22 protein-coding genes and 2 pseudogenes are annotated in these 24,710 nt (G+C 75.9%); 12 read left to right on the top strand and 12 right to left on the bottom strand.

All coding sequences use genetic code 11. The annotated features are described in order from the left end of the window. Nucleotides 1–56: 56 nt before the first annotated feature. From JD79_RS24555 to JD79_RS16335, 3 genes and pseudogenes are all read right to left on the bottom strand, one after another. Nucleotides 57–581 (bottom strand): annotated as a pseudogene (locus tag JD79_RS24555) (ABC transporter permease); the annotation flags it as partial. Between the two features lie 183 nt (nt 582–764). Continuing rightward, nucleotides 765–1,598 carry an ABC transporter ATP-binding protein gene (locus JD79_RS16340; protein WP_110006380.1) on the bottom strand — a complete coding sequence of 278 codons (834 nt, stop codon included), beginning with the start codon at nt 1,596–1,598 and terminating at the stop codon, nt 765–767. Between the two features lie 29 nt (nt 1,599–1,627). Next, nucleotides 1,628–2,686 carry an ABC transporter substrate-binding protein gene (locus tag JD79_RS16335; protein WP_110006379.1) on the bottom strand — a complete coding sequence of 353 codons (1,059 nt, stop codon included), beginning with the start codon at nt 2,684–2,686 and terminating at the stop codon, nt 1,628–1,630. Between the two features lie 214 nt (nt 2,687–2,900). Here JD79_RS16335 and JD79_RS16330 point away from each other — a divergent pair, with 214 nt between their 5' ends. Further along, nucleotides 2,901–3,797, top strand: coding sequence for a polysaccharide deacetylase family protein (locus JD79_RS16330; protein ID WP_110006378.1), 897 nt, complete (start codon nt 2,901–2,903; stop codon nt 3,795–3,797). 7 nt (nt 3,798–3,804) lie between these two features. On the opposite strand, the gene JD79_RS16325 is transcribed toward JD79_RS16330, so the two are convergent. Both JD79_RS16325 and JD79_RS16320 read right to left on the bottom strand, forming a co-directional pair. Beyond that, nucleotides 3,805–4,848: a heparan-alpha-glucosaminide N-acetyltransferase domain-containing protein gene (locus JD79_RS16325; RefSeq protein ID WP_170149241.1), complete on the bottom strand. Its 1,044-nt coding sequence runs from the start codon at nt 4,846–4,848 to the stop codon at nt 3,805–3,807. A 29-nt stretch (nt 4,849–4,877) separates the two neighbouring features. Beyond that, nucleotides 4,878–7,034, bottom strand: a complete 2,157-nt coding sequence (locus JD79_RS16320) for a DEAD/DEAH box helicase (protein ID WP_110007782.1) — start codon at nt 7,032–7,034, stop codon at nt 4,878–4,880. Between the two features lie 401 nt (nt 7,035–7,435). Between JD79_RS16320 and JD79_RS16315 the strand changes: the two genes are divergently transcribed. Then, entirely contained in the window at nt 7,436–9,166 is a 1,731-nt protein-coding gene (locus tag JD79_RS16315) for an alpha/beta hydrolase (RefSeq protein WP_211308014.1), read from the top strand. Nucleotides 9,167–9,185: 19 nt separating this feature from the next. Here JD79_RS16315 and JD79_RS16310 read toward each other — a convergent pair whose 3' ends face one another. Genes JD79_RS16310 through JD79_RS16295 form a run of 4 tightly spaced genes read right to left on the bottom strand, consistent with a single transcriptional unit; the run spans nt 9,186 to nt 12,703 of the window. Further along, entirely contained in the window at nt 9,186–9,923 is a 738-nt protein-coding gene (locus tag JD79_RS16310; RefSeq protein ID WP_245900156.1) for a CPBP family glutamic-type intramembrane protease, read from the bottom strand. 10 nt (nt 9,924–9,933) lie between these two features. Further along, complete coding sequence (locus JD79_RS16305; protein ID WP_110006376.1) at nt 9,934–10,578, bottom strand: response regulator transcription factor; 645 nt, start codon at nt 10,576–10,578, stop codon at nt 9,934–9,936. Continuing rightward, complete coding sequence (locus JD79_RS16300) at nt 10,569–12,332, bottom strand: sensor histidine kinase (RefSeq protein ID WP_110006375.1); 1,764 nt, start codon at nt 12,330–12,332, stop codon at nt 10,569–10,571. The genes JD79_RS16305 and JD79_RS16300 overlap by 10 nt, the downstream gene beginning before the upstream one ends. After that, the gene (locus JD79_RS16295) at nt 12,320–12,703 is read right to left on the bottom strand and encodes a response regulator (RefSeq protein WP_110006374.1); all 384 of its coding nucleotides are present in this window, start codon (nt 12,701–12,703) and stop codon (nt 12,320–12,322) included. The genes JD79_RS16300 and JD79_RS16295 overlap by 13 nt, the downstream gene beginning before the upstream one ends. A 140-nt stretch (nt 12,704–12,843) precedes the next feature. Between JD79_RS16295 and JD79_RS16290 the strand changes: the two genes are divergently transcribed. Beyond that, nucleotides 12,844–13,362 carry a hypothetical protein gene (locus JD79_RS16290; protein ID WP_110006373.1) on the top strand — a complete coding sequence of 173 codons (519 nt, stop codon included), beginning with the start codon at nt 12,844–12,846 and terminating at the stop codon, nt 13,360–13,362. A 511-nt stretch (nt 13,363–13,873) separates the two neighbouring features. Then, nucleotides 13,874–14,824, top strand: coding sequence for a diacylglycerol/lipid kinase family protein (locus JD79_RS16285; protein ID WP_170149240.1), 951 nt, complete (start codon nt 13,874–13,876; stop codon nt 14,822–14,824). Nucleotides 14,825–14,880: 56 nt separating this feature from the next. Here the strand turns inward: JD79_RS16285 and JD79_RS16280 are convergent, their stop codons facing one another. Then, entirely contained in the window at nt 14,881–16,281 is a 1,401-nt protein-coding gene (locus JD79_RS16280; RefSeq protein ID WP_110006371.1) for an FAD-binding oxidoreductase, read from the bottom strand. A 224-nt stretch (nt 16,282–16,505) separates the two neighbouring features. On the opposite strand from JD79_RS16280, the gene JD79_RS16275 reads away from it, so the two are divergent. Genes JD79_RS16275 through JD79_RS16255 form a run of 5 tightly spaced genes read left to right on the top strand, consistent with a single transcriptional unit; the run spans nt 16,506 to nt 20,875 of the window. After that, a complete protein-coding gene (locus tag JD79_RS16275; protein ID WP_110006370.1) occupies nt 16,506–16,757 on the top strand; it encodes a hypothetical protein in 252 nt (83 codons plus the stop codon). Next, nucleotides 16,754–17,584: a hypothetical protein gene (locus JD79_RS16270; RefSeq protein WP_110006369.1), complete on the top strand. Its 831-nt coding sequence runs from the start codon at nt 16,754–16,756 to the stop codon at nt 17,582–17,584. The genes JD79_RS16275 and JD79_RS16270 overlap by 4 nt, the downstream gene beginning before the upstream one ends. 16 nt (nt 17,585–17,600) lie before the next feature. Next, complete coding sequence (locus JD79_RS16265) at nt 17,601–19,397, top strand: fumarate reductase/succinate dehydrogenase flavoprotein subunit (RefSeq protein WP_211308013.1); 1,797 nt, start codon at nt 17,601–17,603, stop codon at nt 19,395–19,397. Further along, nucleotides 19,394–20,209 carry a succinate dehydrogenase/fumarate reductase iron-sulfur subunit gene (locus tag JD79_RS16260; RefSeq protein WP_245900155.1) on the top strand — a complete coding sequence of 272 codons (816 nt, stop codon included), beginning with the start codon at nt 19,394–19,396 and terminating at the stop codon, nt 20,207–20,209. Before JD79_RS16265 ends, JD79_RS16260 begins: the two co-directional genes overlap by 4 nt. A 6-nt stretch (nt 20,210–20,215) precedes the next feature. Continuing rightward, entirely contained in the window at nt 20,216–20,875 is a 660-nt protein-coding gene (locus JD79_RS16255; protein ID WP_110006367.1) for a transmembrane-type terpene cyclase, read from the top strand. Between the two features lie 499 nt (nt 20,876–21,374). Here the strand turns inward: JD79_RS16255 and JD79_RS16245 are convergent, their stop codons facing one another. Continuing rightward, the gene (locus JD79_RS16245; RefSeq protein ID WP_110006365.1) at nt 21,375–22,226 is read right to left on the bottom strand and encodes a coiled-coil domain-containing protein; all 852 of its coding nucleotides are present in this window, start codon (nt 22,224–22,226) and stop codon (nt 21,375–21,377) included. A gap of 224 nt (nt 22,227–22,450) precedes the next feature. Here JD79_RS16245 and JD79_RS23905 point away from each other — a divergent pair. Beyond that, nucleotides 22,451–22,642, top strand: a pseudogene (locus JD79_RS23905) (NRDE family protein); the annotation flags it as partial. Between the two features lie 56 nt (nt 22,643–22,698). After that, nucleotides 22,699–23,136, top strand: a complete 438-nt coding sequence (locus JD79_RS23900) for a hypothetical protein (protein ID WP_245900153.1) — start codon at nt 22,699–22,701, stop codon at nt 23,134–23,136. Between the two features lie 16 nt (nt 23,137–23,152). Here JD79_RS23900 and JD79_RS16235 read toward each other — a convergent pair whose 3' ends face one another. Continuing rightward, nucleotides 23,153–24,052, bottom strand: coding sequence for a YVTN family beta-propeller repeat protein (locus JD79_RS16235; RefSeq protein WP_342767679.1), 900 nt, complete (start codon nt 24,050–24,052; stop codon nt 23,153–23,155). Nucleotides 24,053–24,483: 431 nt separating this feature from the next. Here JD79_RS16235 and JD79_RS22770 point away from each other — a divergent pair, with 431 nt between their 5' ends. Then, nucleotides 24,484–24,654: a hypothetical protein gene (locus JD79_RS22770; protein ID WP_170149239.1), complete on the top strand. Its 171-nt coding sequence runs from the start codon at nt 24,484–24,486 to the stop codon at nt 24,652–24,654. The last annotated feature ends 56 nt before the right edge of the window (nt 24,655–24,710 follow it).

The following is a 24,710-nucleotide window of genomic DNA, read 5'->3' as shown; positions in this document are numbered from 1 at the left end:
GGCGTGACCAGCCGGCCGACCAGGCCGAACAGCGCGTAGAACACGCCGGCCACCAGGGCGCAGCCGATCCCGACCGCCCAGGCCTGCTCGACGTCGACGTTCTGCTGGGCGATCTTGAGGACCAGGGCGACGCCCCGCTGCACGCCCCCGACGTACTCGCCGAGGATCGCGCCGAGGAACGCCGCCGGCGCGCCGATCCGCAGGGCGGCGAGGATCGAGGGCAGGGCCGACACCAGCTGCACCGTGAGCAGCCGCCGGACCCGCCCGCCACCGAACACGCTCACCACGTCGAGGCTCGCCCGGTCGGCCGAGCGCAGGCCGAGCACCGTGCCGACGACGGTGGTGAAGAAGACCGACAGCGCGGCCAGCGCGGTGGCGGTGCCCGACCGCTGCCCCTCGTCGGGGTTGCCGATGACGATGAACAGCACCGGCGCGATGGCGACCAGCGGCACGCAGTAGCTCAGGACCGCGACCTGCAGGAGCACCCGCTCGGCCACGGGCACGAGCAGGACGAGCGAGGCGACGACGAGGCCGGCCCCGGTGCCGTAGCCGAAGCCGACCGCGGCCTCCTGCAGCGTCATCCCGAAGTGCAGCGCGTAGAAGCCCCAGCCGTCGTCGACCGCGGTCGCGAGCACGCCGTCCGGCGTCGGGATGCGGGCGCCGGACAGCACGGTGCGGGCGGCGACCCACCACAGGGCGACGAGCACGACGACGCCGAGGACGCCGGTGCGCAGCGAGCGGACCGACGCGCGGGAGAGGCGCACTCAGTCCTCCCGGGCGGCGGACGCGCCGTCGAAGAGCAGCTCCGAGGCCCGGTCGTGCAGGGCGTGGAACTCCGGCGTGCGCATGAGGTCCGGCGTGCGCGGCCGCGGCAGGTCGACCTCGATGACCTCCTGGACCCGGCCCGGGCGCGCGCTCATCACCGCGACCCGGTCGGAGAGGAAGACCGCCTCGGCGATGCCGTGGGTGACCATGAGCGTCGTCGCCGGCTTCTCGGTCCAGATCCGCAGCAGCTCGACGTTCAGCCGCTGCCGCGTCATGTCGTCCAGCGCCCCGAAGGGCTCGTCGAGCAGGAGCACCGACGGCCGGACCACCAGCGCCCGCGCGATCGAGACCCGCTGGCGCATGCCCCCCGACAGCTGCGCCGGCTTGGCCTTCTCGAACCCCTCCAGGCCGACCAGCTTGATCATCTCGGTCACGAGCGCGTCGTCGGGCCTGCGCCCCGACACCTCGAACGGCAGCCGGACGTTGGACAGCACCGACCGCCACGGCAGCAGCGCGGAGTCCTGGAAGGCGATCCCGAGCTCGTGGCCGCGGCGCAGCTGCAGCGGGGTGCGGCCCTCGACCAGCGCCGAGCCGGACGTCGGCTCCTCCAGGCCGGCGAGGATCCGCAGGATCGTGGACTTGCCGCAGCCCGAGGGGCCGAGCAGGGACAGGAAGCTGCCCTCGTCGGTCCACAGCGTGGCGTCCTCGAGGGCCCGCACCGTCCGGCGGCCGACCCGGTAGGTCTTGGTCAGGGAGTCGATCCGCACGCCGGTGCCGAGGGAGGTCGCTCCCCCGGCACCGGCGCCCGGCGACGTCGTGACGACGTCGGTCATGGCGTGCCTCTCCGGCGGGGTCGATCCGGTCAGGACGGGAGCTCGGTGAGCTCGGGCTTCTCCTCGAGCAGCTGCTCGAGCAGGGACAGGTCGAACAGGTCCTCGGCCCGGATGTCGATGCCGGCGGCGGCGAGCGTGGTCATGTTCTGCTCGATCAGCTCGTCGGAGATGGTGAACAGGCCGTTGGCCTCGACGTCGGGCGTGACGATCAGCCCGGCCTGCACCTCGGACTGCTCGAGCTCCTTGGCCATGTCGAGCTGCAGGTCCGCGCCGTACTCCTCGACGGCGAGCCGGGCGCCCTCGGCGGGGTCGGCCAGCGCGTCCTGCCAGCCGCGGATCTCGGCCTCCAGGAAGGCCTGCACCCGCTCCGGCTCCTCGGCGATCATGCGCTCGGTCGTGATGACCGACTCGGCGACGAACGGCAGCCCGTTGTCGGCGAAGGGCAGGTTGGTGACCGCGAGGCCCTGCGACTGCACGGTGATCGACTCGTTGGTCAGGTAGGCCAGGAAGCCGTCGACCTCGCCGTCGATGAGCGGCGCGGGGTCGTACTCGACCGGGACCTTCTCCACGCTGGCCGGGTCGATGCCGTTCACCTCGAGCAGCGCGTCGAACAGGGTCTCGTTGCCGCCGGCCTGCACGCCGATCCGCTTGCCGACCAGATCCTGCGGCGTCGCGATGTCCCCGCCGTCGGCGAGGGACAGGATGGTGAAGGGGTTCTTCTGGAACTTGGTGCCGACGATCCGCAGCGGCGCGTCCTCCTCCGCGATGACCTGCGCGGTGGAGACGGCGTTGCTCAGGCCGAAGTCGGCGTCCTCGGTGGCCACGAGGGTCTCGATGGCGCCCGGACCGGGGTCCATCGTCACCGAGGCGAAGCCGGCGTCGGTGTAGTGGCCGTTGGTGTCGGCGAAGAACTCGCCCGCGAACTCGGCGTTCTTGATCCACGACAGCTGCAGCGTGAGGTCGCCGAGGCCGGCGTCCCCTCCGGAGGCGGCCGCGGACTCGTCGTCGCCGGACCCGCACGCGGTCGTCAGCAGGGCGGCGGCGGTCAGCAGGGCTCCGGCGCGCACGGCGCGGAAGCGGAAGGTCATCGGGTCTCCGTATCTCGGCTGCGCCCTCGGCCCAGCGCGGTGGGGTCCGCCGTCCCGGCGTGCGGCTCGGCGGAAACCTAGGAGCGGGTCGTTTCACGCTCAGCCCTCCGGCGTTTCGGGTCGGTTAATGCGCGTCCCCGGAACGCCGGCCACCGGAGCCCGGGACCGCCGCCGGGTCTTCCGCCCGCCCCGCCCCTGGGTCTAGGACGGCTCCATGACGACGAGACGCGGGTTCCTGCTGGGCGCCGGCGCGGGTGCGGCCGGGGTGGCGGCGGGCGCCGCCGGCGGCGTGCTCGTCGCGGGTGGGGACGACGAGGCGCGGCGCCGGGCGACCGCGCGGGCGGAGCAGCGCTTCCTGGAGGCCGGGGGCGCGGCGGACGAGGGCGAGGGGGTGGCCCGGCTCGGCACCCACCGGGTGGTGTGGAACACCACGGTCACCGAGCCGGTCGCGGCGATCACCTTCGACGACGGGCCGACGCCGGAGTACACCCCGCGCATCCTCGACGCGCTGGACCGGGCGGGACTCACCGCGACGTTCAACGTCATGGGCTGGAACGGCGTCCACCACCCCGACGTGCTGCGCGACGTGGTCGCCGCCGGCCACGAGATCGGCAACCACACCTGGGACCACCGCGACCTGACGACGCTGACCCAGCGGGAGACGCGCGAGGAGCTGGTGCGCTGCAAGGAGGAGGTCGAGGCCCTGCTCGGCCGGCCGTTCACCAGCTTCCGCCCGCCGCGCGGCGAGCTGACCGGCTACGCGCTGCGCATCGCCGCCGAGCTCGGCTACGACACCTTCATCTGGTCGGTCACCCGCGGGCCCGGGGACAAGAAGGAGGTGGGCGAGATCGAGGACTACATGGGGCAGACGGTCGAGGCGGGCGACGTCCTGGGCCTGCACGACGGCATCGGCCGGGGCACGTTCGACCCCGACGCGGCCTTCGCCGTCGCGCTGGCCGACCGGCGCGAGCTGGAGGTGCGGGCACTGCCCTCGGCACTGCAGCAGATCGCCGACCGCGGGATCACCCTGCTCAGCGCCAACCGGCTGCTCGAGCGCAGCGTGCCCGAGCCGGTCGGGGGCAGCACGCCGCCGTCGCCGGACGGGAACTGAGCGCCCCTCAGACCCGGACGACCACCCCGCGGCGCAGCAGCGCGGCGCAGACCGCCCAGATCACCCCGATCGACAGCAGCGGGTAGAGCCAGGCGGAGACGGCCGCCCCGGCGACCGAGGTGACCCAGCCGTCGACCGCCGGCTGGACGGTGTGCGACAGGACGGCGCGGAACACGACCTCGGAGAGCACGAACGCGACGATCGCCTCGGTCCCCAGCACCTCGAACGGCCGGAACGGGCGGGCTCTCCCGCGCTCGTCGACGACCAGGTGCAGCAGCGCCAGCGCGAGGAGCGCGATCCCGCCGGTGACCAGCACGAACGACGGCGACCACAGCCGCTTGTTCAGCGGCACCAGCGGTGCGAGCGCCAGTCCGGTGGCCAGCAGCGCGGCACCTCCCGCGGTCAGCCGGCCGAGCGCGGCCCGCCCCGGGCCGGACCGCAGCGCCCGCCCGGCGAGCACGCCGAGGAAGACCGTGACCGCGCTGCCCGGGAAGCCGTGCGGCGCCTCGGCGGAGAAGCGCACGCCGAGTGCGGCGTCGAGCGCGTGCCCCCAGGACCGGTCGGGTCCGGCGCCGCCGACGACGGTGGCCACACCCAGCAGGACCAGGACCACGGCAGCGGTGGGCACCTGGGCGCGGCGGGGCAGCCGCAGCAGCAGCCAGCACAGCAGGTAGGCCCCGGCGACGTGGCCGAGCACGCCCGCCCCGGCGGTCGGCGACCGGTACTTCGCCGTGACGACCAGCCAGCCGAGGAGGGCGAGCAGCACCGTCCGCCGCAGCGCCGCCCGCGGCCGGTCCGCCCGCCGGGAGAAGGGCATCGACACGCCCACGACCAGCAGGAACACGGGGAACACGACGTCGGCGACGTGCAGCCCGTTCCACGGCACGTGCTCCAGCTGGTCGGGGATCGCGCCGTTGCCGCGGTTGTCGACGAGCAGCATGCCGACGACGGCGAGGCCGCGCAGCACGTCGACCGACCGCAGCCGGGGCCGGGCCGGTGCCGGCGGCGCGGACGCCGCGGCGGCCCCGCGGGGGCCCGGACGGCGGGTCACGCCCCCACGCCAGGACCGCATGGCGCGGGTCAGGCGCCCGTCTGCGCCGCGCTCGGCAGGTCCGCGGGCGCGTCGTCGGCCAGCGCGTCGGTCAGCAGCGCGACCAGCGCCTCGAGCTGCACGTCGGCCGACGACGCGACCTCCTCGTCGGACCCGTCGAGTGCCCGGGCGGCCAGCCCCGCCTTGCTGTCGATGAGCTCGGCGATCCGGGCGTCGATGGTCTGCGCGGCGATGATCCGCCACGCGGTGACCGGCGCGGTCTGGCCGATGCGGTGGCTGCGGTCGATGGCCTGGGTCTGCTCGGCGTCGGTCCAGGACAGCTCGGCGAGCACGATGTCCGAGGCGACCTGCAGGTTGAGCCCCACGCCGGCCGCGGTCAGCGAGCAGACGGCGACCGCGACGCCGGGGTCGTTGACGAACGCGTCGATGTTCTCCTGCCGCGAGCGTGACGTCTGGTCGCCGCGGATCGAGGAGAACCGGACGCCCTGCCGGGTGAAGAGGTCCTCGGCGGCGTCCATCACGTCGACGTGCTTGGCGAAGAAGACGACCTTGCCGGCGCTGCGGGCCAGCTGCGCGGCGTAGTCGGCGGCCAGCCCGGCCTTGGCCTGGCCGATGCGCCGCATCATCGTGAACACGTTCTCGCCGGACGCCGCGGTGGCGGCCTCCTTCTGCTCCGACCGGGCCACCCGGCGGACGAGATCGGCGTCGATGCCCTCGTCGGGACCGGACCCGCGGTTGGCCAGCGCGCGCCGGTACTGCGCCACCATCCGGCGGGCGAGGTCGTGCTCGGCGGCCCGGATCGACCGGCCGGCCGCCCCCTCCAGCTCGACGGGGAGGTCGGCGATGCGGCGGGCGGGGATGTCGGCGGCGACGTCGACCTTGCGGCGCCGGACGATGCCCATGTCGACCACGCACCGGCGGGCGGCGGCGTAGAAACCCGGGTCGGCCGGCGTCAGGCCGGTCCCCTCCAGCGCCTCCATCAGCTCACCGAGCGGCTTGGTCTCGTCGATCCAGCCGAGGAACTGCCAGATGGCCCGGAAGTCGTCGATGTCGTTGATGAGCGGGGTCCCGGTCAGCGCCATGAGCAGCGGCCGCGCCGTGCGCGACCGGATGCGCTGCGACAGCTCCAGGACGTGCTGCGACCGCTGTGACGTGCGGTTCTTGATGAAGTGCGCCTCGTCGACGACCATCCCGCGGAAGCCGAAGTCACCGAGCCAGCCGACGTGGCGGTCGAGCACCTCGTAGTTGACGACGACGATGTCGGCGAAGCCGTCGATGGTGTCGCCGTTGCCGTGGATGACGGTGGCCGGGCGGTGCGGCGTCCAGAGGCCGGCCTCGCGCGCCCAGTTGGTCTTGACGACGTTCGGCACGACGACGAGCAGCGGATAGGCGCCGGCCGCCTCCGCCGACAGCAGCGCCTGCGCGGTCTTGCCCAGGCCCGGCTCGTCGGCGAGCAGGAACGTGCGGTGCCCGGCGGCGGCCGCCGCGACCAGCTGCCCCTGGTGCGGCATGAGCTGCCGGCCGCCCGGTGCCTGCAGCGAGGAGGGCGCGGGCAGGGCCATGCCCGCCGGGTCCCCACCTCCGGCGCGCTCGAAGGAGCGCAGCAGCGGGCCGAGCAGCTCCCACCCGGCGAGGCGACGGGGGCGCGCCACGGCCGGGCGGACGGCGGAGAAGTCGGGAGCGAGGAAGGGGTTGGCCAGCTGCCGCGAGATGACCGACTGCGGCACCACCCGGTTCTCCTGGACGGGGGCGGTGGCCACCGGCTCGGCCGGCGGCGCCTCCTCGGGCGGCGAGTCGAGCCCGACGGAGCGGAGCACGTCCTGCCGCAGCGCCCGGGCCGCGTCGGAGACGACGGCGTCCTCCGACAGCAGGGCGAGCAGGCCGGCATCCCGGACGGCGGTCTTGGCGAGGATCGTGGCGACGCCGTCGAGGCGCTTGAGCTGCTCGGCGCGGCGGGTGTCGGTGCTGCCCTCGTCGGCCCGCACGCGGGCGTGCTCCTCACGCAACAGCAGCGCGACGACCTGGAAGCGGGTGCGCACGGCGGGTGTCACCCGGCCACGCTCCGCGGCGGTCTCGACCTCGCGGACGGTGCGGGCGAGCACCGAGATGAGGTCCTCGCGGTCGCGTCGCGCGTTCCGCGGGGCGGTGCGGCGCGTGCCCGTCGGGCGCCGGCCTGGTCGAGCCACGTACACCTCTCCTCTGACTGCCCGGCGCGGTTCCCCCGTCGGGACGCCGCGCGCCGTCGAGCGCCCGGGCGGCACCGCGCGGCACCCGGGCGACACCCGGGTGGTCCCGCAGACGGCGGACCCCGCGGGACCGGTGCGGAGCGGCGGCGGAGCCCGGCGAGCCGCCGGACGGGGTCCGGTCGCACGGGGCACCCCGTCGTCGGCACCCCGTGGTCGGTACGGGGTCGTCGGTACAGCGGCGCACGGCCCGCGGCCGGTGCTCCCTCCATCGTAGACCGCCGGTGCCGGCCGGGAGCGCGGTGCAGGGTCAGCCCCCATGCCGGTCGAGGGGCTGCCCGCTGGTCCGGGCGCGCTCCCGCGCGGAGCCTCGGTCCCTCCCCCTCTCCCCGACGGAGGCCACCGTGTCGAGCACCCGACTGCGGCTCCGGGAGCAGGACGCGCCTCCCGCCCCGGTCCGCGCGGAGCACCGGCAGCGTGCCCGGCAGGCGGTCCGGCGACGGCCGCGACGGCGTCCCCTCCGCTACACGCTGCCCGGCCTCGCGGGCGCGCTGGTCCTCCTGTGCGCGTCGCTCACCCCCTCGCTGCTGCCGCGCACCGGGCTGACCCAGGGCGTGATCGGCGGGATCTCCGCCGCCTTCGGCTACGCCGTCGGGGTCGCGGTCGCCGCGGCCTGGCGGGCGGTGGTCGACCGCGAGGCCCGGCCCGCGCGGCGGCGCTCGTGGCTCGTGTTCGCCGGGGTGGCGCTCGTCTCCTTCGCCGCGGCCACCGGGTACGGCCGCTACTGGCAGGCGCGCATCCGGGAGCTCATGGACGCCCCCGCCGACAGCGCGCTGTCGGTGCTGGTGGTGCCGCTGGTCGCGGGAGGCGTGTTCGTGGTGCTGGTGGCGGCGGCCCGCGCGGTGCGGCGCGTCTGCGGCTGGATCGCGCTGCTGCTCGACCGGTGGATCGGCGCCCGCGCGGCGCGGGTGCTCGGCTGGGCCGTCGTCGTGGTCGGCGCGGTGCTCCTGCTCAACGGGGTCGTCGTCGACCGGCTGGTGGCGGCGGCGGACGCCGCCTTCTCCGTCCGCGACGACGGCACCGACGCGGGCGTCGTCCGGCCCTCCGTGGCGCAGCGGTCGGGCGGACCGGGGTCCCTGGTTGCCTGGGACTCCCTCGGCCGCGAGGGCCGCACCTTCGTGGCCGGCGGGCCGTCACCGGCCGAGATCTCCGCGTTCACCGGGGCTCCCGCCGCGGAGCCGGTGCGCGCCTACGCCGGGCTCGACTCCGCCCCCACCGTCGAGCTGCGCGTCCGCCTCGCCGTCGACGACCTCGAGCGCGCCGGTGGCCTCGACCGCGGGCTGCTCGTCGTGGTCACCACCACGGGATCGGGCTGGGTCGACCCGGGGACGGTGGACGCCGTGGAGTACCTGACCGGCGGGGACAGCGCCGCGGTGGCCGTCCAGTACTCCTACCTCCCGTCGTCCGTCTCCTACCTCGTCGACAGCGACCGGGCCCGCGAGGCCGGCCGGGAGCTCTTCGACGCGGTGTACGACCGCTGGAACCGGCTCCCGCTCGACGACCGTCCGCGCCTGGTCGTGGCCGGCGAGAGCCTGGGCTCCTTCGGCGCCGAGACCGCGTTCAGCGGCGAGTACGACCTGCGCAACCGGACCTCCGGGGCGGTCTTCGCCGGCCCGCCGGAGTTCACCACCCTGTTCCGGGAGTTCGTCGACGACCGCGACGAGGGCAGCCCCGAGATCGAGCCGGTGTACCGGGACGGGCGCACGGTCCGCTTCACCGACGACCCGGGCGAGGCCGTCGCGCCCGCCGGCGCGCCGTGGGACGGCCCGCGCGTCCTCTACCTGCTGCACCCCTCCGACCCCGTCGTGTGGTGGACCCCGGAGCTGGCGTACGCCCGCCCGACGTGGCTGGAGGAGCACCGCGGCGACGACGTCGTCGACGCGGTGCGGTGGATCCCGTTCGTGACGTTCTGGCAGGTGACGGCCGACCTCCCGTTCGCCGGCAACGTCCCGGACGGGCACGGGCACGTCTACACGACGCAGTACGCCGACGCCTGGGCGCAGGTGCTGCAGCCGCCCGGCTGGGACGCCGCGCGGGCGCGGCAGCTGCGCGACCTCCTCGAGCCGGGCGGCTGACCGGGGCGCGGCGGCGCCGTCACCCGGCCCGGGTGGCCGCGGCGGCGGCCAGCACGCCGAGGGAGTTGGTCGCCAGGTGCAGCAGCGCGGGGGCGAGCAGGCTGCCGCTGCGCAGCCGGAGCCAGGTGAACAGCAGCCCGGCCGCGGCCGTGCCCAGGCAGGTCAGCACGACGGCCGTGCCGGTCCCGAGGAGGCCGCCGGCGGCGTCGTCGGCAATGGCGTCGGCAGCGGCGTTCGCATCGAGGCCGCGCAGCGCCGGGCGGACGTGCCAGAGACCGAAGACCGCGCACGACAGGGCGGTGGCCGCCGGCAGCGGGAGCAGGCGGCAGGCCGCGGCCAGCAGCACGCCCCGGAACGCGACCTCCTCCCAGGCGACGGTCCCCAGCGGTACCCGGACCAGCGCCCGGACCGCCACCGCCGGGCCGTCCAGGCCCGCGACGCGCGCGTCGGCCAGCAGCGGCCGCAGCGCGGGGACGGCGAGGGCTCCGGCGTACGCGGCGAGGACCAGCGCCGCGGACACCCCACCCCAGCGGGCCCCGGCGGGCAGCCGGCGCCGCGCGAGCCCCAGCTCGGCCCAGGACAGCCCCCACCACCGCGCGGCGGCGAGCAGCAGCACGGTCGCCCCCGCGTTCGCGGCCACCGCGGAGGCCGGGCGCCCCGGGAGGGCGGGCACGACCACGGTGTTCCACGCGAGCAGCCCGACGCACAGCCCCGCGGTCGCCACCCCGAGCCGCCGCCGGGCCGCGCGGCCGTCCACCGGCGGGTCCTCAGGCGCGCAGGTAGGCGAGGACGGCCAGCACCCGCCGGTTGGCGTCGGCCGCCGGGTGCAGGTCCAGCTTGGTGAAGACGTTGTGCACGTAGGCCTCGACGGTCTTCGGGCTGAGGAACAGCCGCTCGCAGATCGCCTGGTTGGACCGGCCCTCCGCCATGACGGCCAGGACCTCGCGCTCGCGCTCGGACAGCGACTCCAGCGGGTCGCGCACGCGGCGCCGGCCGACCAGCTGCGCGACCACGCCGGGGTCGATCACCACTCCCCCGGCGGCCACCCGGCGGACGGCGTCGGCGAGCTCGCCGGCGTCGGCGACCCGCTCCTTGAGCAGGTACCCGGTCCCCGAGGCGCCGGACTCCACCAGCCGCATCGCGTAGTGCGGCTCCACGTACGCCGACAGCACCAGCACGCCGGTGCCCGGGTGCCGCTCGGTGAGCAGGCGCGCGGCGTCCAGCCCCTCGGTGGTGTGCGTGGGCGGCATCCGGATGTCGACGACGACGGCGTCGGGCGGGTCCCGGTCGACGGCGTCGAGGAGGGCGCCGGCGTCCCCGACCTGCGCGGTGACGTCGAACCCGGCGTCGGCGAGCAGCCGCGAGATGCCCGCCCGGAACAGCGCCGCGTCGTCGGCGACGATCACGCGCACGGGACCGTCGCGATCACCCGGGTGCCGCCGCCCCGCGGGCTGCGCACCGTGAGCTCACCACCGAGCGTGGCCACCCGGTCGGCCAGGCCCCGCAGGCCCGAGCCGCTCGCGTCGGCCCCGCCGGTGCCGTCGTCGGCGACCTCCACCCGGAGGCCCCCGGCTGTCTCCCGCACCTCGACGGCGACCTGCGTGGCCCGCGCGTGCTTGACCGCGTTGGCCAGCGCCTCGGACACCACGAAGTAGCAGGTCTGCTCGACCGCGTCGGCCCACCGCCGGTCGGGCACCGCGGCGACCACGGCCGGCACCGGGCAGCGCTCGGCGAGCGAGACGAGGGCCGGGCCGAGGCCGGCGTCGGTCAGCAGCACGGGGTAGATGCCGCGGGCCAGTTCCCGCAGCTCGTCGAGGGCGCCGGCCAGCTCGGCGCCCGCCTCGTCGAGAAGGGCGGCCAGCTCCGCGCTGGAGGCGGTGCCGAGCTGGGTGTGCGCCAGCCGCAGTGCCAGGGCCACGGTGACCAGCCGCTGCTGGGCGCCGTCGTGCAGGTCGCGCTCCACCTGGCGGCGCGCACCGTCGGCCGCCTCGACGATCCGCGCCCGCGACGCCTGCACCTCCCGGAGCTGGTTGCGGACCTCGGCGTGCAGCCGGTCGTTCTCGACCGCCAGCCCCGCCCCGGCCGCGACCGCCGCCACGAGGTCGGGCTCCCCCGTGAGCACCGGGTCGTGCACCAGCACCGCGATCTGCTCGCCGTCGCGCTCGAGGTAGGTCAGCGCCCGCCCGTGGGCCGGGCCGACCCGGACCGGGGTGCCGGCGGGGTCGACGAAGGCCCTGCGCTCCGGCAGCCAGTACGCCAGCTCCAGCGACGGGTCGTGCAGCGCCGCGGCCAGGGCGCTGCGCAGCCGCTCGGGCACCGGCAGCCCGGCACCGAGCTCCACGATCAGCCGGCTGACCCCCGAGCGGTCGAGCTGGCTGCGGAGCAGTCCCAGCAGCAGCGCCAGCGGCCACACGACCAGGACCACCTCGGCCGACCAGGCGAGCGCGACGCCCACGGCCGGCGGGATGAGCAGCAGGACCGCGGTCCGCTCGACGAGGATCGTGCCGACGATCAGCACCGCGCCCACCGCGCCGGGGGTGAGGCTGCGGCGCTGCGCGGGGCCGGCCGAGCGCCAGCGCCTGAACACCGTCGCCAGCAGGGACCCGAACAGCACGACGACCACGCCCTGCACGGCCAGGTCGACGCCGGAGGGGTCGAACTCGCCGTTGCTCGGCGCGATGACCAGGCCGTTGGGCGGCGGCCCCTCCCCCAGCTGCCGCTGCGCCCCGAGGACGAGGAAGACCGCGTCCAGCGGCGCGGAGAGCAGGTAGCCGACCGTCACCAGCACCCGCTGGGTGCGGTCCTGCACCCGCCCGCCGGGGAAGGTGGCGAGCAGGTGCACCAGGACGCTGAGGTGCACCGAGCCGACCAGGACGCCCACCACGAACCCGGTCCGGGTGTCCACGGCGACGGCGGAGCGGGCGAACCAGGCGAACCCCAGCACGACCATGAGCAGCCCGGTCCGGCTGTCCGGGCGGCGCGTCCAGGCCACCAGGCCCACCCCGATGAAGGACCAGCCGACGGCGAGGTCGAGCACGAGCGTCGGTGCGAGCAGGTCGGCGGGCACCTGGTAGCCGCCCCACACCAGCGCGCCGGCCGCCGCCACGCCGGCGGCGGCCCCGGTCGCGGCCAGCGTCGCGCGCGTGCGGGGCCTCAGCCGCTGCACGGGACCGGCCGTCCTGGTCCGCGGATCACGTCCCGCAGTGTCTCGCTGCTGAGGTCGGCCTTGGCGATGAACCCGCGCGCCGTGCTGGCGTCCACCCGGGAGCCGTAGTCGAGCAGCGCCCGGCTGGAGACCAGCACGACGACGGGCGCGTCCGGTTCCCCGGCCAGCACCTCCGCGACGGCGAAGCCGTCGAGGTCGGGCAGCTGCACGTCGAGCAGGACGACGTCGGGCGCCAGGTCGCGGACGGCGGCGAGGGCACCGGCGCCGTCGGCCGCCTCGCCCACGACCGAGAAGCCGCCCGCGCCGAGCAGGCGGCGGGCCAGCGACCGGAAGGGCGCGTGGTCGTCGACGATCACCACCCGCGGTGTCACGGGCCGAGCCTGGCGCCGGCGGCCGGCCCCCACCACGGGGTCAGCCCCGTGGTGGGGGCCGGGGAGAACTCGATGGTGCGCGGGCGCCCTCCCGAGCACGCTGGCACCGGTCGGATCCCCCCCCGAGCCCGGAGGCAGCCATGTCCCGCACGGCGCGCACCACGCCCCTGCTCCGCACTCCCCCGATCCGCACCTCCCCTATCCGCACCTCCCCGATCCGCGTCGCGGTGTGCGGCGCGGCCGCCGCCGTCGTGCTCGCCGCCTGCGGCGGGAGCTCCGACGCCGAGTCCGCGACGGCGTCCCCGGCGGAGCAGGGCGAGGAGGCGGCGGCCCCTGACGGTGTGGCCGAGTTCTGCGCGCAGGCCGCGGAGCTCGACGAGCGCGTCGACGCGGCCCTGTCCGACCTCGACGGCGACGACGCGTCCGTGGTCGACGGGTTCCGCTCGCTGGCGCAGGAGTTGCGCGGCATCGAGGCCCCGGCGGCCATCGCCTCCGACTGGAGCGCCATGTCCGACGGGCTCGACCGGCTGGCCGACGCCTTCAGCCAGGTCGACTTCACCGACCTCGGGTCGCTGGAGGCGCTCGAGCAGGCCGAGGGCGGGATGACCGGGCCCAGCAACCGCGTGGACGCCTACCTCAGCGAGGAGTGCGGGATCTGACGCGGCGGTGTCCGCACCGGCCCGCCTCCCCGGCGGGAACGGCACACTGACCCCACGGGGAGCCCCGCACGGGAGAGGCGGCCGTCGATGTCCGGTGCCCAGCGCACGCTCCGCCGGACCCGCGGGACCGGACGCCCCGTCCGTGCGCGCCGCCCGTCCCGGCGCCGGCGGCGCACGGCCGCCGTGGTGGCCCTCGCCGCCGCGGCCTGGCTGGCCGTGCTGAGCCTGCAGGCGGCCCTGCACGACTTCCCCCGGGGCGCCCTGCTGCTGGGCTGCGGCGCGCTCGTCGCCGCCGGCGCCTGGGAGGGGTGCTGCGCCGCGGCTGGGCCGGGTCGCCGGGCTCGCCGTCGCCGGTGCCGCCCTGGCCGGCGGCGTCCTGCTGCTGGTCGACGAGGGTTACCTGCGGACCCTGCTGCTGCTCGGGCTCGGTGCCGTCGTCTGGCACGCGGCGGCCCGGGCGGCGTTCCGGCCGCACGTCGAGCTCCCGGCCGCCCCGCGGCCCCGGCGGCCGGTGGTCGTCGTCAACCCCCGCTCGGGCGACGGCCGGGCGGCGCGGACGGGCCTGGCGGCGGCGGCCCGCGACCGGGGCATCGAGGTGCTGGAGCTGCGGCCGGGCGAGGACCTGGCGGCGCTCGTGCGCAGCGCCGTGGACGCCGGTGCCGACGCCGTGGGCATGGCCGGCGGGGACGGTTCGCAGGCCGTGGTGGCCGCGCTCGCCGCCGACACCGGCCTCCCCTACGCGTGCATCCCCGCGGGGACCCGCAACCACTTCGCCGTCGACCTCGGCGTCGACCGGACCGACGTGGTGGGGGCGCTCGACGCCCTCCTCGAGGGCCGCGAGCGGGTCGTCGACCTCGCCGAGGTCAACGGCCGCGTGTTCGTCAACAACGTCTCGCTGGGTGTCTACGCCGAGGCCGTCCAGCGCGACGGCTACCGCGCGGCGAAGGTGCGGACCCTGCTCGACACGGTGCCCCGCGCGATGGGCGCCCACGGCGGCACGCGGGACCTCACCTGGACCACGCCGGGCGGCCGCAGGATGCAGGGCGCGGCGGTGATCCTGGTCGGCAACAACCAGTACCGGCTGGGCGGGGCGGCCGGCGCGGGCACCCGGCCGGCCGTCGACCAGGGCCTGCTCGGGGTGACGGTGGTCGACCCGCCCGACCGGCGGGCGCGGCCCCGGCGGCGCCCGTGGCGCCAGTGGGTCACCCCGGAGTTCCGCGTCGAGGCGACGCTGCCGGTGCCGGTGGGCATCGACGGCGAGGCGGCGGTGCTCGAGCCGCCGGTGACCTTCCGGGTGCGGCCGGCCGCCCTGCGGGTCCGCATCGCCGCCCACCACCCCGGCGCCTCGCCGTCGGCGATCGAGCCGGTGGGCGCGCTGGCGGCCCTGCGGGCCCTCGCGCGCATCGCCGCGGGGGGCGATCCCCGGCAACTGCCACCCCGGGTGCCCCCGCCCGGGCGGTAGCCGGCCTCCCGAGGAGGCCGGCCACCTCCGACCGGCCACCTCCGGATCGGGGCGCCTCAGCCGGTGCTCCCCCGCGGCGACGGCACCGGGGACGGCGGGATGTTCTGGTTGAGGTGGAACAGGTTGTCGGGGTCGTGACGGCGCTTGACCTCGGTGAGCCGCTGGTGGTTCGCGCCGTAGTCGTCCGGTGCCCTGTGCTGGTCGTCGGGTGAGGCGAAGTTGACGTACCCGCCGGGCTCCGAGTGCGGTGCGATCGCCGCGTAGTAGTCGCGCACCCAGGCGGTGTTGGCGTCGTTCTGGGCGGGGTCGTGCCACATGCCGGCGATGTTGGCCACGTAGCGGGCGTCGCGGTGGCCGAACGCCGTCGCGTCGGAGGGGACGTCCTGCACCGCGCCGGTCAGCGTGTACAGGTGCATCGCACAGGTGACGGCCGGCATCCGGGCACCCATCTCCACGTGCGCGGCGATCGCGTCGTCGGTGAGCTCGGTGACGAAGGCGTTCTTCCAGTAGTGCTGCATGCCCGGCGGCAGCAGCGGGTCGAACAGCGAGTTCAGCGCCGGGTAGGGCATCGGCGCCACCATCTCGGCGGCCGGGGCCGCCACCCGGCGGAACCCGCCGAGGAACCGCTCGCCCTCGTCGGGATCACCGGTCCAGCACGAGACGACCACCGCGAAGGGCTGGCCGACGCGGTCCTCGGGAACGAACGGCAGCGGCGGCGCCAGGTGCATCGCCGGGTAGCCGCCGTACTCCGGGGGCGCCTCGTCGAGCACGTCGTCGAAGTACCGGAAGACGGCCGGCCCGTCGGAGAGCTCGAAGAACATGAGCCCGACCAGCACGTCGCCGACGGGGTGCAGCCGGTAGGTGAAGTCGGTGACGACGCCGAAGTTGCCGCCGCCGCCGCGCAGCGCCCAGAAGAGGTCGGGGTTCTCGTCGTCGCTGGCGGTCAGCCGGCTCCCGTCGGCGGTGACCACGCGGGCCGACAGCAGGTTGTCGCAGGACAGCCCGTGCGCCCGGTTGAGGTAGCCGATGCCCCCGCCGAGCGTCAGCCCGCCGATCCCCGTCGTGGAGACGATGCCACCGGGAGTGGCCAGGCCGTGGGCCGCGGTGACGTCGTTGAACCGGCCCCACGTGGTGCCGCCGCCGGCGGTCGCGGTGCGCTGCGCGTCGTCGACCTCCACCGACTGCATCGGGGAGAGGTCGGCGACGACCGCCCCGTCCCCGGTGCCGAAGCCCGGCACGCTGTGCCCGCCGCCGCGGACGGCGAGGTCCAACCGCTGCTCGGCGGCGAGCCGCACCACGGCGACCACGTCCTCCTCGGTCGCGCAGCGGACGACCGCGGCGGGCCGGGCGTCCACCATCCCGTTGTAGACGCGCCGGGCCTCCTCGTACCGCGGGTCCCCGGGACGGATCACCGCGCCGCTCACGCGGTCTGCCAGGGTCGACAGTGCCTGGGTCATGGCTGCTCCTCGTCCGACACGTGGACGCGCACCCGGGTCCGGGCACGCACGGACCACGACGCGGACGGTAGGGCGACGGCGGAGGCCCCGGACACGGGCGGAGGTCCCGCTCCCGGGGACTGCACGGCGGTGCGCAACGGCGGCGCAGCACCCCCTATCCGGCACCCCGGCGTCCGTGGTCGACTGCCCGTCTCAGCCAGCGCCGGCGGGGTCTGGAGGCAGCGATGTCCCTCGAGCAGGACGTGGCGGCGGCTCGCGGAGCGGTGGACGCGCTGGAACGGGCGTGCGCGTCGCTGACCCGCCACTCCGGGAACACCCTGGACGCCCGCCGGCTGAGGATCGACGTCGCCCGGCTGCGCGACGACCTCGACCTGCTGTGCGGCGTCCCGCGCCGGGCGGTGCACGAGCCGTTCGCGGCCGTCCACGGCGACGGCGACGACGAGGGCATCGGCGGGTCCGGCCGCACGCGGCGGTGACCACCACCGCCCCGCGCGGGACCGGGGCGACCTCGGCCGGGCGCGGCGACGGCGGTCCCGCGCCGCGGCGCGCGGCGATCGCGGCACGGACCCTGCGCACCGACCGCTGGTGGCTGCAGCCCCTGCTGACCGTGGTGGCGCTGGTGGCCTTCGTCGCCTACTCGTCGTTCCGGGCGTTCCAGAACGCGCACTACTTCTCCGAGCCCTACATCTCGCCGTTCTACTCGCCGTGCCTGACCACCGGCTGCGAGGGCGACACGTTCCCGGAGCTGTTCACCGGGCCGAGCTGGATCTCCCCGGCGATCTACATCCTCGTCGTGCCGCTCGGCTTCCGGCTCACCTGCTACTACTACCGCAAGGCCTACTACCGGTCGTTCTGGCTCTCGCCGCCGGCGTGCGCGGTGGCCGAGCCGCACCGGCGGTACACGGGCGAGACGCGGCTGCCGCTGCTCGGGCAGAACGCGCACCGGTACTTCTTCTACCTGGGCCTGCTGTTCAACGTCGTCCTCACCTACGACGCCGTCCTGGCCTTCCGCGACGAGACCGGCGCGTGGGGGCACATGGGCCTGGGCACGCTGGTGCTGCTGGCCAACGCCGCCCTCCTGTGGCTGTACTCGCTGTCGTGCCACTCCTGCCGGCACGTCGTCGGCGGCCGGCTCAACTCCTTCTCCCGGCACCCGCTGCGCTACCGCGCCTGGACGCTGGTCTCCCGGCTGAACGGCCGGCACATGCAGTTCGCGTGGATCTCGCTGTTCGGCGTCGCCCTCGCCGACCTCTACGTCCTCCTGCTGGCCACCGGCACGATCGCCGATCCCCGGTTCTTCTGACGACGGAGCGCCTCTGATGGAGTTCGAACGGCACGCCTACGACGTCGTGGTGGTCGGGGCCGGCGGCGCGGGTCTGCGGGCGGCGATCGCCGCGCACGAGGACGGGGCGCGCACGGCCGTCGTCTGCAAGTCGCTGCTGGGCAAGGCGCACACGGTCATGGCCGAGGGCGGGATCGCCGCGGCGATGGGCAACGCCTACCCGGAGGACGACTGGCGGGTGCACTTCCGGGACACCATGCGCGGCGGGAAGATGCTCAACCACTGGCGCATGGCCCAGCTGCACGCGCAGGAGGCGCCCGACCGCGTGCGCGAGCTCGAGGACTGGGGCGCGCTGTTCGACCGCACCCCCGACGGTCTGATCAGCCAGCGCGACTTCGGCGGCCACCGCTACGCCCGGCTGGCCCACGTCGGTGACCGCACCGGCCTGGAGCTCATCCGCACCCTGCAGCAGCGCACCGTGGCCCTCGGCGTCGACGTGTTCATGGAGTGCACGGTCACCCGGGTGCTGACCGACGCCGAGGGCGTCACCGGGGCGTTCGGCTACTGGCGGGAGTCGGGGCGCTTCGTCGCCTGGGAGGCCCCGTCAGTCGTGCTGGCCACCGGCGGCATCGGCAAGGCGTACAAGGTCACCTCGAACTCCTGGGAGTACACCGGCGACGGGCACTCGCTGGCGCTGCAGGCCGGTGCCGGGCTGGTGAACATGGAGTTCGTCCAGTTCCACCCGACGGGGATGGTCTGGCCGCCGTCGGTGCGCGGCATCCTCGTCACCGAGAGCGTGCGCGGCGACGGCGGCGTGCTGCGCAACTCGGCCGGCAACCGGTTCATGTTCGACTACATCCCCGACTTCTTCCGCAAGGAGACGGCGGAGACCGAGGACGAGGCCGACCGCTGGTACGAGGACAAGAAGAACAACCGGCGCCCGCCCGAGCTGCTGCCGCGCGACGAGGTCGCCCGCGCCATCAACAGCGAGGTCAAGGCCGGCCGCGGCTCCCCGCACGGCGGGGTGTTCCTCGACATCGCCAGCCGCCGCCCGGCGGAGTACGTCCGCAGGCGGCTGCCGTCGATGTACCACCAGTTCAAGGAGCTGGCCGACGTCGACATCACGGCCGAGGCCATGGAGGTCGGCCCGACCTGCCACTACGTGATGGGCGGCGTCGAGGTCGACCCGGACACCGCGGCCGCCCGGGTGCCGGGACTGTTCGCGGCGGGCGAGGTCGCCGGCGGGATGCACGGGTCCAACCGGCTCGGTGGCAACTCGCTGTCGGACCTGCTCGTGTTCGGCCGCCGCGCCGGGACCGCCGCCGCCGAGCACGCCCGCAAGCGCGCCGGCCTGGTGGCCCTCGTCGAGGAGTCGCTGGCCGACGCGGCCCGGGCGGCCCTGGCGCCGTTCGAGCGGGAGGGCGGTGAGAACCCCTACGCGGTGCAGGCGGAGCTGCAGCAGACGATGCACGACCTGGTGGGGATCATCCGCACCGCGGCGGAGGTGGAGCAGGCGCTCGCCCGGATCGCCGCACTGCGGGAGCGGGTCGCGGCGCTGTCGGTCGAGGGGCACCGGCAGTACAACCCCGGCTGGCACCTGGCCCTGGACCTGCCGCACCTGCTGCTGGTCAGCGAGTGCATCGCCCGCGCGGCGCTCGAGCGCGAGGAGAGCCGCGGCGGGCACACCCGTGACGACTTCCCCGCCCCCGACCCGGAGTGGGGGCGCACCAACCTGGTCTGCACGCGGACGGCGGACGGCGGGGTCGGCGTGACCCGGCAGCCGCTGCCGCAGATGCCGCCGGAGCTCGCCGAGGTCTTCGAGGAGCAGCCGTGACCGAGGTGGGGGAACCGACCCTCGGGGCGGTCGACGAGGGCTCGCGCGGGAACGGCGGCGGGTACGACGCCACCCTGCGCGTCTGGCGCGGCGACGCCACCGGCGGGGAGCTGCGGACCTACACCGTCCCGGTGAACGAGGGCGAGGTCGTCCTCGACGTCATCCACCGCCTGCAGGCCACCCAGGCCGGTGACCTCGCCGTGCGGTGGAACTGCAAGGCCGGCAAGTGCGGGTCGTGCAGCGCGGAGGTCAACGGCCGGCCGCGGCTCATGTGCCTGACCCGCATGAACACGTTCGCCCCCGACGAGCCGGTGACCGTCACCCCGCTGCGGACGTTCCCCGTCGTGCGCGACCTGGTCACCGACGTCTCCTTCAACTACGAGAAGGCCGCGCAGGTCCCGGCGTTCACCCCCCGGCCGCGCGACCCCGACGGCAACCACCGGATGCAGCAGGTCGACGTCGACCGGCCCCAGGAGTTCCGCAAGTGCATCGAGTGCTGGCTCTGCCAGGACACCTGCCACGTCATCCGTGACCACGAGGAGAACAAGGCCGCCTTCGCCGGGCCGCGCTTCCTCATCCGGCTGGCCGAGCTGGACATGCACCCGCTGGACGTCCGTGACCGCCGGGACGCCGCCCAGGAGGAGTTCGGCCTGGGCTACTGCAACATCACCAAGTGCTGCTCGGAGGTCTGCCCCGAGGGCATCCACCTCACCGACAACGGGATCATCCCGCTCAAGGAACGGGTGGTGGACCGCCGCTACGACCCGCTCACCTGGCTGGGGTCGAGGATCGGGCGCCGGCCCCGGCGGTGACCTCCGGTGATCCCCCTCCTCACCGCCGTGAGCGGGATCGCCTGGACCGTGGTGTACGTCGAGGCGATCCGGATCGGCCTCACGCAGCGGACGTACGCGCTGCCGGTGGCGGCCCTCGCGCTGAACGTCGCCTGGGAGTCGATCTACTCGGTGTGGGGCCTGAGGAACGAGCCGGGTCTGCAGGCGTGGGTCACCGTGGTCTGGGCGCTCGCGGACTTGGTGATCGTCTGGACCTTCCTGCGGTACGGCCGCGCCGAGTTCCCGTCCTGGGTCACCCGGGCCGTCTTCGGGTGGGGCGCGGCCGGCCTGTTCGCCACCGCCTTCGTCGTCCAGTGGGCCTTCGTCACGGAGTTCGGCTTCCCCCAGGCGGCGCGCTACACCGCGTTCCTGCAGAACCTGCTGATGTCCGGGTTGTTCGTCGCGGTGTTCGTCGCGCGCGGCGGACCGCGGGGCCAGTCCCTGACCATCGCCGTGGCGAAGTGGATCGGGACCGCCGCCCCGACGGTCGTCTTCGGCGTGCACGAGCGCTCCCCGTTCGTCCTCACGCTGGGGGTCCTGTGCTTCGTCGTCGACGTCGCCTACATCGGGCTCCTGGCCCGGGCACGGGTGCACCCGGAGGCGTTCGACGGGACGGGCGGGCGGGCGGGGGTTCCCCGCGCGGGGTGACCAGCGGCCGCCCGACCGCCACGAGGGAGGCGGAGAGCACCCCGCCCCGGACCGGTGTCGACGACGGGTGCGGTGGCGCGGGACGCCGGGCGGGCGCACCCTTGCCGTGGGGCGGGGCCGAGGCCGAGGCGCCGGTGCCGGCGGGCACGTCCGGGAGCGGTCCTCCCGGGCCCGGGGGAACTCTCACGTGCCGTCTGACGGCCGGGGACGAGTCGGTGGTCTTCGTGGAACGGTGTCCCGAGTGCGCGTGCGGGCAGGTCCTCCACCTGTGGCGCACGGACATGGAACGACTGGTGCTGATCGACGACTGGAAGTGCCTGAGCGCGACGTGCGGGCACCGGTGGGACACCACCCTCACGTACGCGCAGCTCGAGCGGAGGTCGGCTCGGCGGGAGCACGCCGGAGAGCCCTAGCGACGGCGGGGCACCCGTTCCCCCGCCCGGGCACGGGGAGCCGCCCGGACCCGGCGGTCGGGGTGGAAGCGGATCGCGGGGCGGGGTCAGGAGGCGGCCCGGTGCGGCGGCTCCAGCCGCAGGCCCGCCGCCGGCAGGGTCGTGGTCAGCTCGGCGAGGGCGTCGTCGAGCCGGTCGGCCATCCGCGCGAGCGACGCGCGGACGGCCTCCTGGCGGCCCTCGAGCTCGGCGACGGCGTCGCGGACCCGTGCCAGGTGCTCGTCGGCCGCGGCCGTCACCGCCTCACGCTCCGCGCGCGCCGCCTCGTCCTGCTGCGCGATCCGCTCGGCGGCCTCGCGCGCCTCGCGGTCACGGCGCTCGGCGGCCTCGCGGTCCAGCCGGTCGCGGCGCTCCGCGGCCTCGGCGTCCAGGCGGGCGCGCTCCTGGGCGGCCTCGGCGGCCAGGCGCGCACGCTCGGCGCCGATCCGCTCCAGGGCCTCGGCCGCCCGCGCCCGGTCGGCCTCGGCCTCGGCCTGCAGCCGCTCGGCCTCGGCCCGGGCGGTGGCCGTGACCTCGGCGGCCTCGTCGGCGGCCAGCTGGAGCATGGCCCCGATCCGCTCCGTCAGGTGGACCATCTCCTGCCCGGCGGCCGAGTGGGCGAGCTGCTGCCGGGCCAGCGCCAGCTCGGCGGAGCACCGGCCGTAACGCTCCAGCACGTCCTCGGTCTCGCGGCGGCTGCTCTGCAGCTCCGCCTCCACCCAGGCCACGTAGTTGTCCACCTGCAGCCGGTCGTAGCCGAGCGAGCGCCGACGGAAGTCCGGCGGGCTGACGAGGATGGCGTCGAGGTCCCCCGAGAGGTTCGGACGCCCGCCGGAACCGGGGAGGACGTCGTCGGCGGGGTCGGGGGTCCCGCGGTCCGCGCGGTGGGCGCCGGGCGCGACGTCGGTCGAACGGGACATGGCGATCCGTCTCCTCGCTCCGGCCGGGCCGGCGGTCCGCGGGGCCGGGGTGCCGGGTGCAGTCGGGCCATCGGTACGCGACGACGATCCCGCACCCGGGGGCCAGCGGCGGTGCTCCGCTCACGGTGCCGGAGGCCCTCCTGACGTCGCTGCTCTGCGTCGCGGCACGGGCGCCGTCGGTGAGCGGAACCCCGTCGTCCGGCGGGGCGGTGGAGGATGCGGTCATGTGCACGGTGGTCGTCCGCTGGTCCGCGGGACAGCCCGTCCGCGTCCTCGCCCTGCGCGACGAGCTGACCACCCGGCCCTTCGACGACCCCGGCCGCTGGTGGCCCGACTCCCCCGACGTCGTCGGCGGCCGCGACCGCGTCGCCGGGGGGACGTGGTGCGCGAGCCGGATCGCCACCGGGGCGACCGCGCTCGTGCTCAACCGGCCGCACAAGCGCGACGCCGACCCCGGGGCGCCCAGCCGGGGGTGCTGCCGCTGCTCGCCGCCGTCCACGGCACCGACTGGCGCGCGCACGTGGACCCCGCCGGCATGGCCTCCTTCCTGCTCGTGGTGGCGTCGCCCGGCGAGCTCGTCACCTGGGACTTCGACGGCGAGCGGCTGGCCGAGACCCGGCACCCGGAGGGGACGACGATGGTCACCTCCGGCGGGCCCGAGGACCGCAAGACCGAGCGGTACCTGCCCGCCTTCGCCGCGGCCGACGGTCCCGAGGCGTGGCGCCGGCTGGTCCGGGCCGCGCCCCCGGCCGACGACCCCGGCGCCCTCGTCGTGCGCCACGAGGAGGACGGCCGGGTCTTCGCGACCGTCTTCGGCGAGCTCGTCGAGGCCGAGCCCGGCCGGCTCCGGGTGAGCTCCAGCCGGGAGCCCTGGACCGGGCGGCCCTGGGACGTCCTCGAGGTCGGCTGAGGCCCGGTCCCGGCGCTCAGCCGCCGGCGGCGTCGAGCAGCCGGACGGTGCCGTCGCCGAAGTTGGTGACGAGCAGACGGCTCCCGTCCGGGGTGACCGCGACGCTCGTCGGGCTGTCCCCGGTGGCGATGCGCGCGGTCACCGTGCCCGACTGCACGTCCACCACACCGACGGTGCCGTCGTCGACGTTCGCGGTGTACAGGTGGCGGCCGTCGGGCGCCCAGGTGACGTCCTGCGGCCCGGCGCCCACCGCCGGGACGGTGCCGACCACGGTGTCGGTCGCCGGGTCGATGAGCGAGACGTCGTCGCTGACGTAGTTCACGACCGCGAGGCGGGTGCCGTCGGGCGAGGTCTCGATGCTGTGCGGCCCCTCGCCCACGGGGATCGTCGTCACCACCCGGTGCCCGTCGAGCTCCAGGACCGTCACCACGTCGGAGAAGTGGTTGGTGAGGTAGGCGAACCGCCGGTCGGCCGTGAAGGCGACCCAGTGCGGCGACGGCGCGACGTCGATCCGGTGCACCAGGGCCAGCGTGCCGGTGTCGAGGACGTCGAGGTGGTCCTCGTCGTAGTAGGGCACGTAGAGCAGGCGCCCGTCCGGGCCGGTCGCCATCGCGTACGGCCCCCGGCCCACCGGCACGGCCATGACCGGCCGGTCGATGGCGGTGTCCACGACGACGACGTAGTTGGTCGCGAAGGTCTCGTCGTAGGCCGAGACGTAGGCGCGCTGCCCGTCGGGGGCGAAGGTCACCAGCTGCGGCGGCGCCTCCGGGATCGGGATCGTGGCGTCGACGGCGCCCGAGGCGGGGTCGAGCCGGAGCACCGCCCCGAGGTCGCTGTCGGCGACGTAGGCGAAGCCGCCGTCGGGGGCGAGCGCCACGTGGTGGGGCGCCGGGCCGACCGGGAGGGCCGCGCCCAGGCCCGGGGTGGCCCCGCTGGCCGCCGGTGTCGGGGGCCCGACGAGGTGGCCGGGGCCGACGTCGTGGGCTCCCCTCCCCCGTGCCCGGCGTGCCCGGCGGCCGCTCCGGTCGACGTCGCCGCCGCGTCCGCCCGGTCACCGGAGGAGGGCGAGCCCCCGAGCACCAGGAGGCCGGCGACCACGGCCCCGGCGACGAGCACGAGCCCGAGGCCGAGCGCGATCGTCAGCCGGCGGGCCCGCCTCCGGCGGTGCCGCCCGTGGGCGGACGTGGAGTGCGGGGTCGTGTGGTCCGGTTGCATGGCATCCCGTCCTCGTCGACGGTCCGGGAGTGCATGGTCGGCGGGCCAGGGGCCCGCGGCAAGGGGTCCGGGCGCTGTCCGTCGAGGGGGGCGGGCTTCCCGCGCGGGGCGGCGCGCTGGTTGACTCGACGGATGGTCGCACCACTGCCGGAGCCCGATCCGCAGATCGACCCCACCGAGCCGGTGCCGGACGACCCCGCGGAGCTCCTCCCCGACGCACCGGAGCCCCTGCCGCCGGCGCCGGTCGAGGCGACCCCGGAGGACCCCGGCGGCGACCCGGGAGGCGTGCCCGAGCCCGCCTGACGCCCCGCCCGGCGGCCCGCGGCGCCTCACGTGCAGTGATCCCGCGACCGCGCCGG

The organism is Geodermatophilus normandii (assembly GCF_003182485.1).
GTDB classification, from domain to species: Bacteria; Actinomycetota; Actinomycetes; order Mycobacteriales; family Geodermatophilaceae; genus Geodermatophilus; species Geodermatophilus normandii.
Note: the sequence above shows the minus strand (reverse complement) of the source record. Positions and strands in the feature narration are given on the sequence as shown.

Excerpts from the sequence above, each read along its gene's own strand:
- JD79_RS16340 (WP_110006380.1), bottom strand. The coding sequence starts at position 1,598 with ATGACCGACGTCGTCACGACGTCGCCGGGCGCCGGTGCCGGGGGAGCG.
- JD79_RS16335 (WP_110006379.1), bottom strand. The coding sequence starts at position 2,686 with ATGACCTTCCGCTTCCGCGCCGTGCGCGCCGGAGCCCTGCTGACCGCC.
- JD79_RS16330 (WP_110006378.1), top strand. The coding sequence starts at position 2,901 with ATGACGACGAGACGCGGGTTCCTGCTGGGCGCCGGCGCGGGTGCGGCC.
- JD79_RS16290 (WP_110006373.1), top strand. The coding sequence starts at position 12,844 with ATGTCCCGCACGGCGCGCACCACGCCCCTGCTCCGCACTCCCCCGATC.
- JD79_RS16280 (WP_110006371.1), bottom strand. The coding sequence starts at position 16,281 with ATGACCCAGGCACTGTCGACCCTGGCAGACCGCGTGAGCGGCGCGGTG.
- JD79_RS16275 (WP_110006370.1), top strand. The coding sequence starts at position 16,506 with ATGTCCCTCGAGCAGGACGTGGCGGCGGCTCGCGGAGCGGTGGACGCG.
- JD79_RS16265 (WP_211308013.1), top strand. The coding sequence starts at position 17,601 with ATGGAGTTCGAACGGCACGCCTACGACGTCGTGGTGGTCGGGGCCGGC.
- JD79_RS16245 (WP_110006365.1), bottom strand. The coding sequence starts at position 22,226 with ATGTCCCGTTCGACCGACGTCGCGCCCGGCGCCCACCGCGCGGACCGC.
- JD79_RS22770 (WP_170149239.1), top strand. The coding sequence starts at position 24,484 with ATGGTCGCACCACTGCCGGAGCCCGATCCGCAGATCGACCCCACCGAG.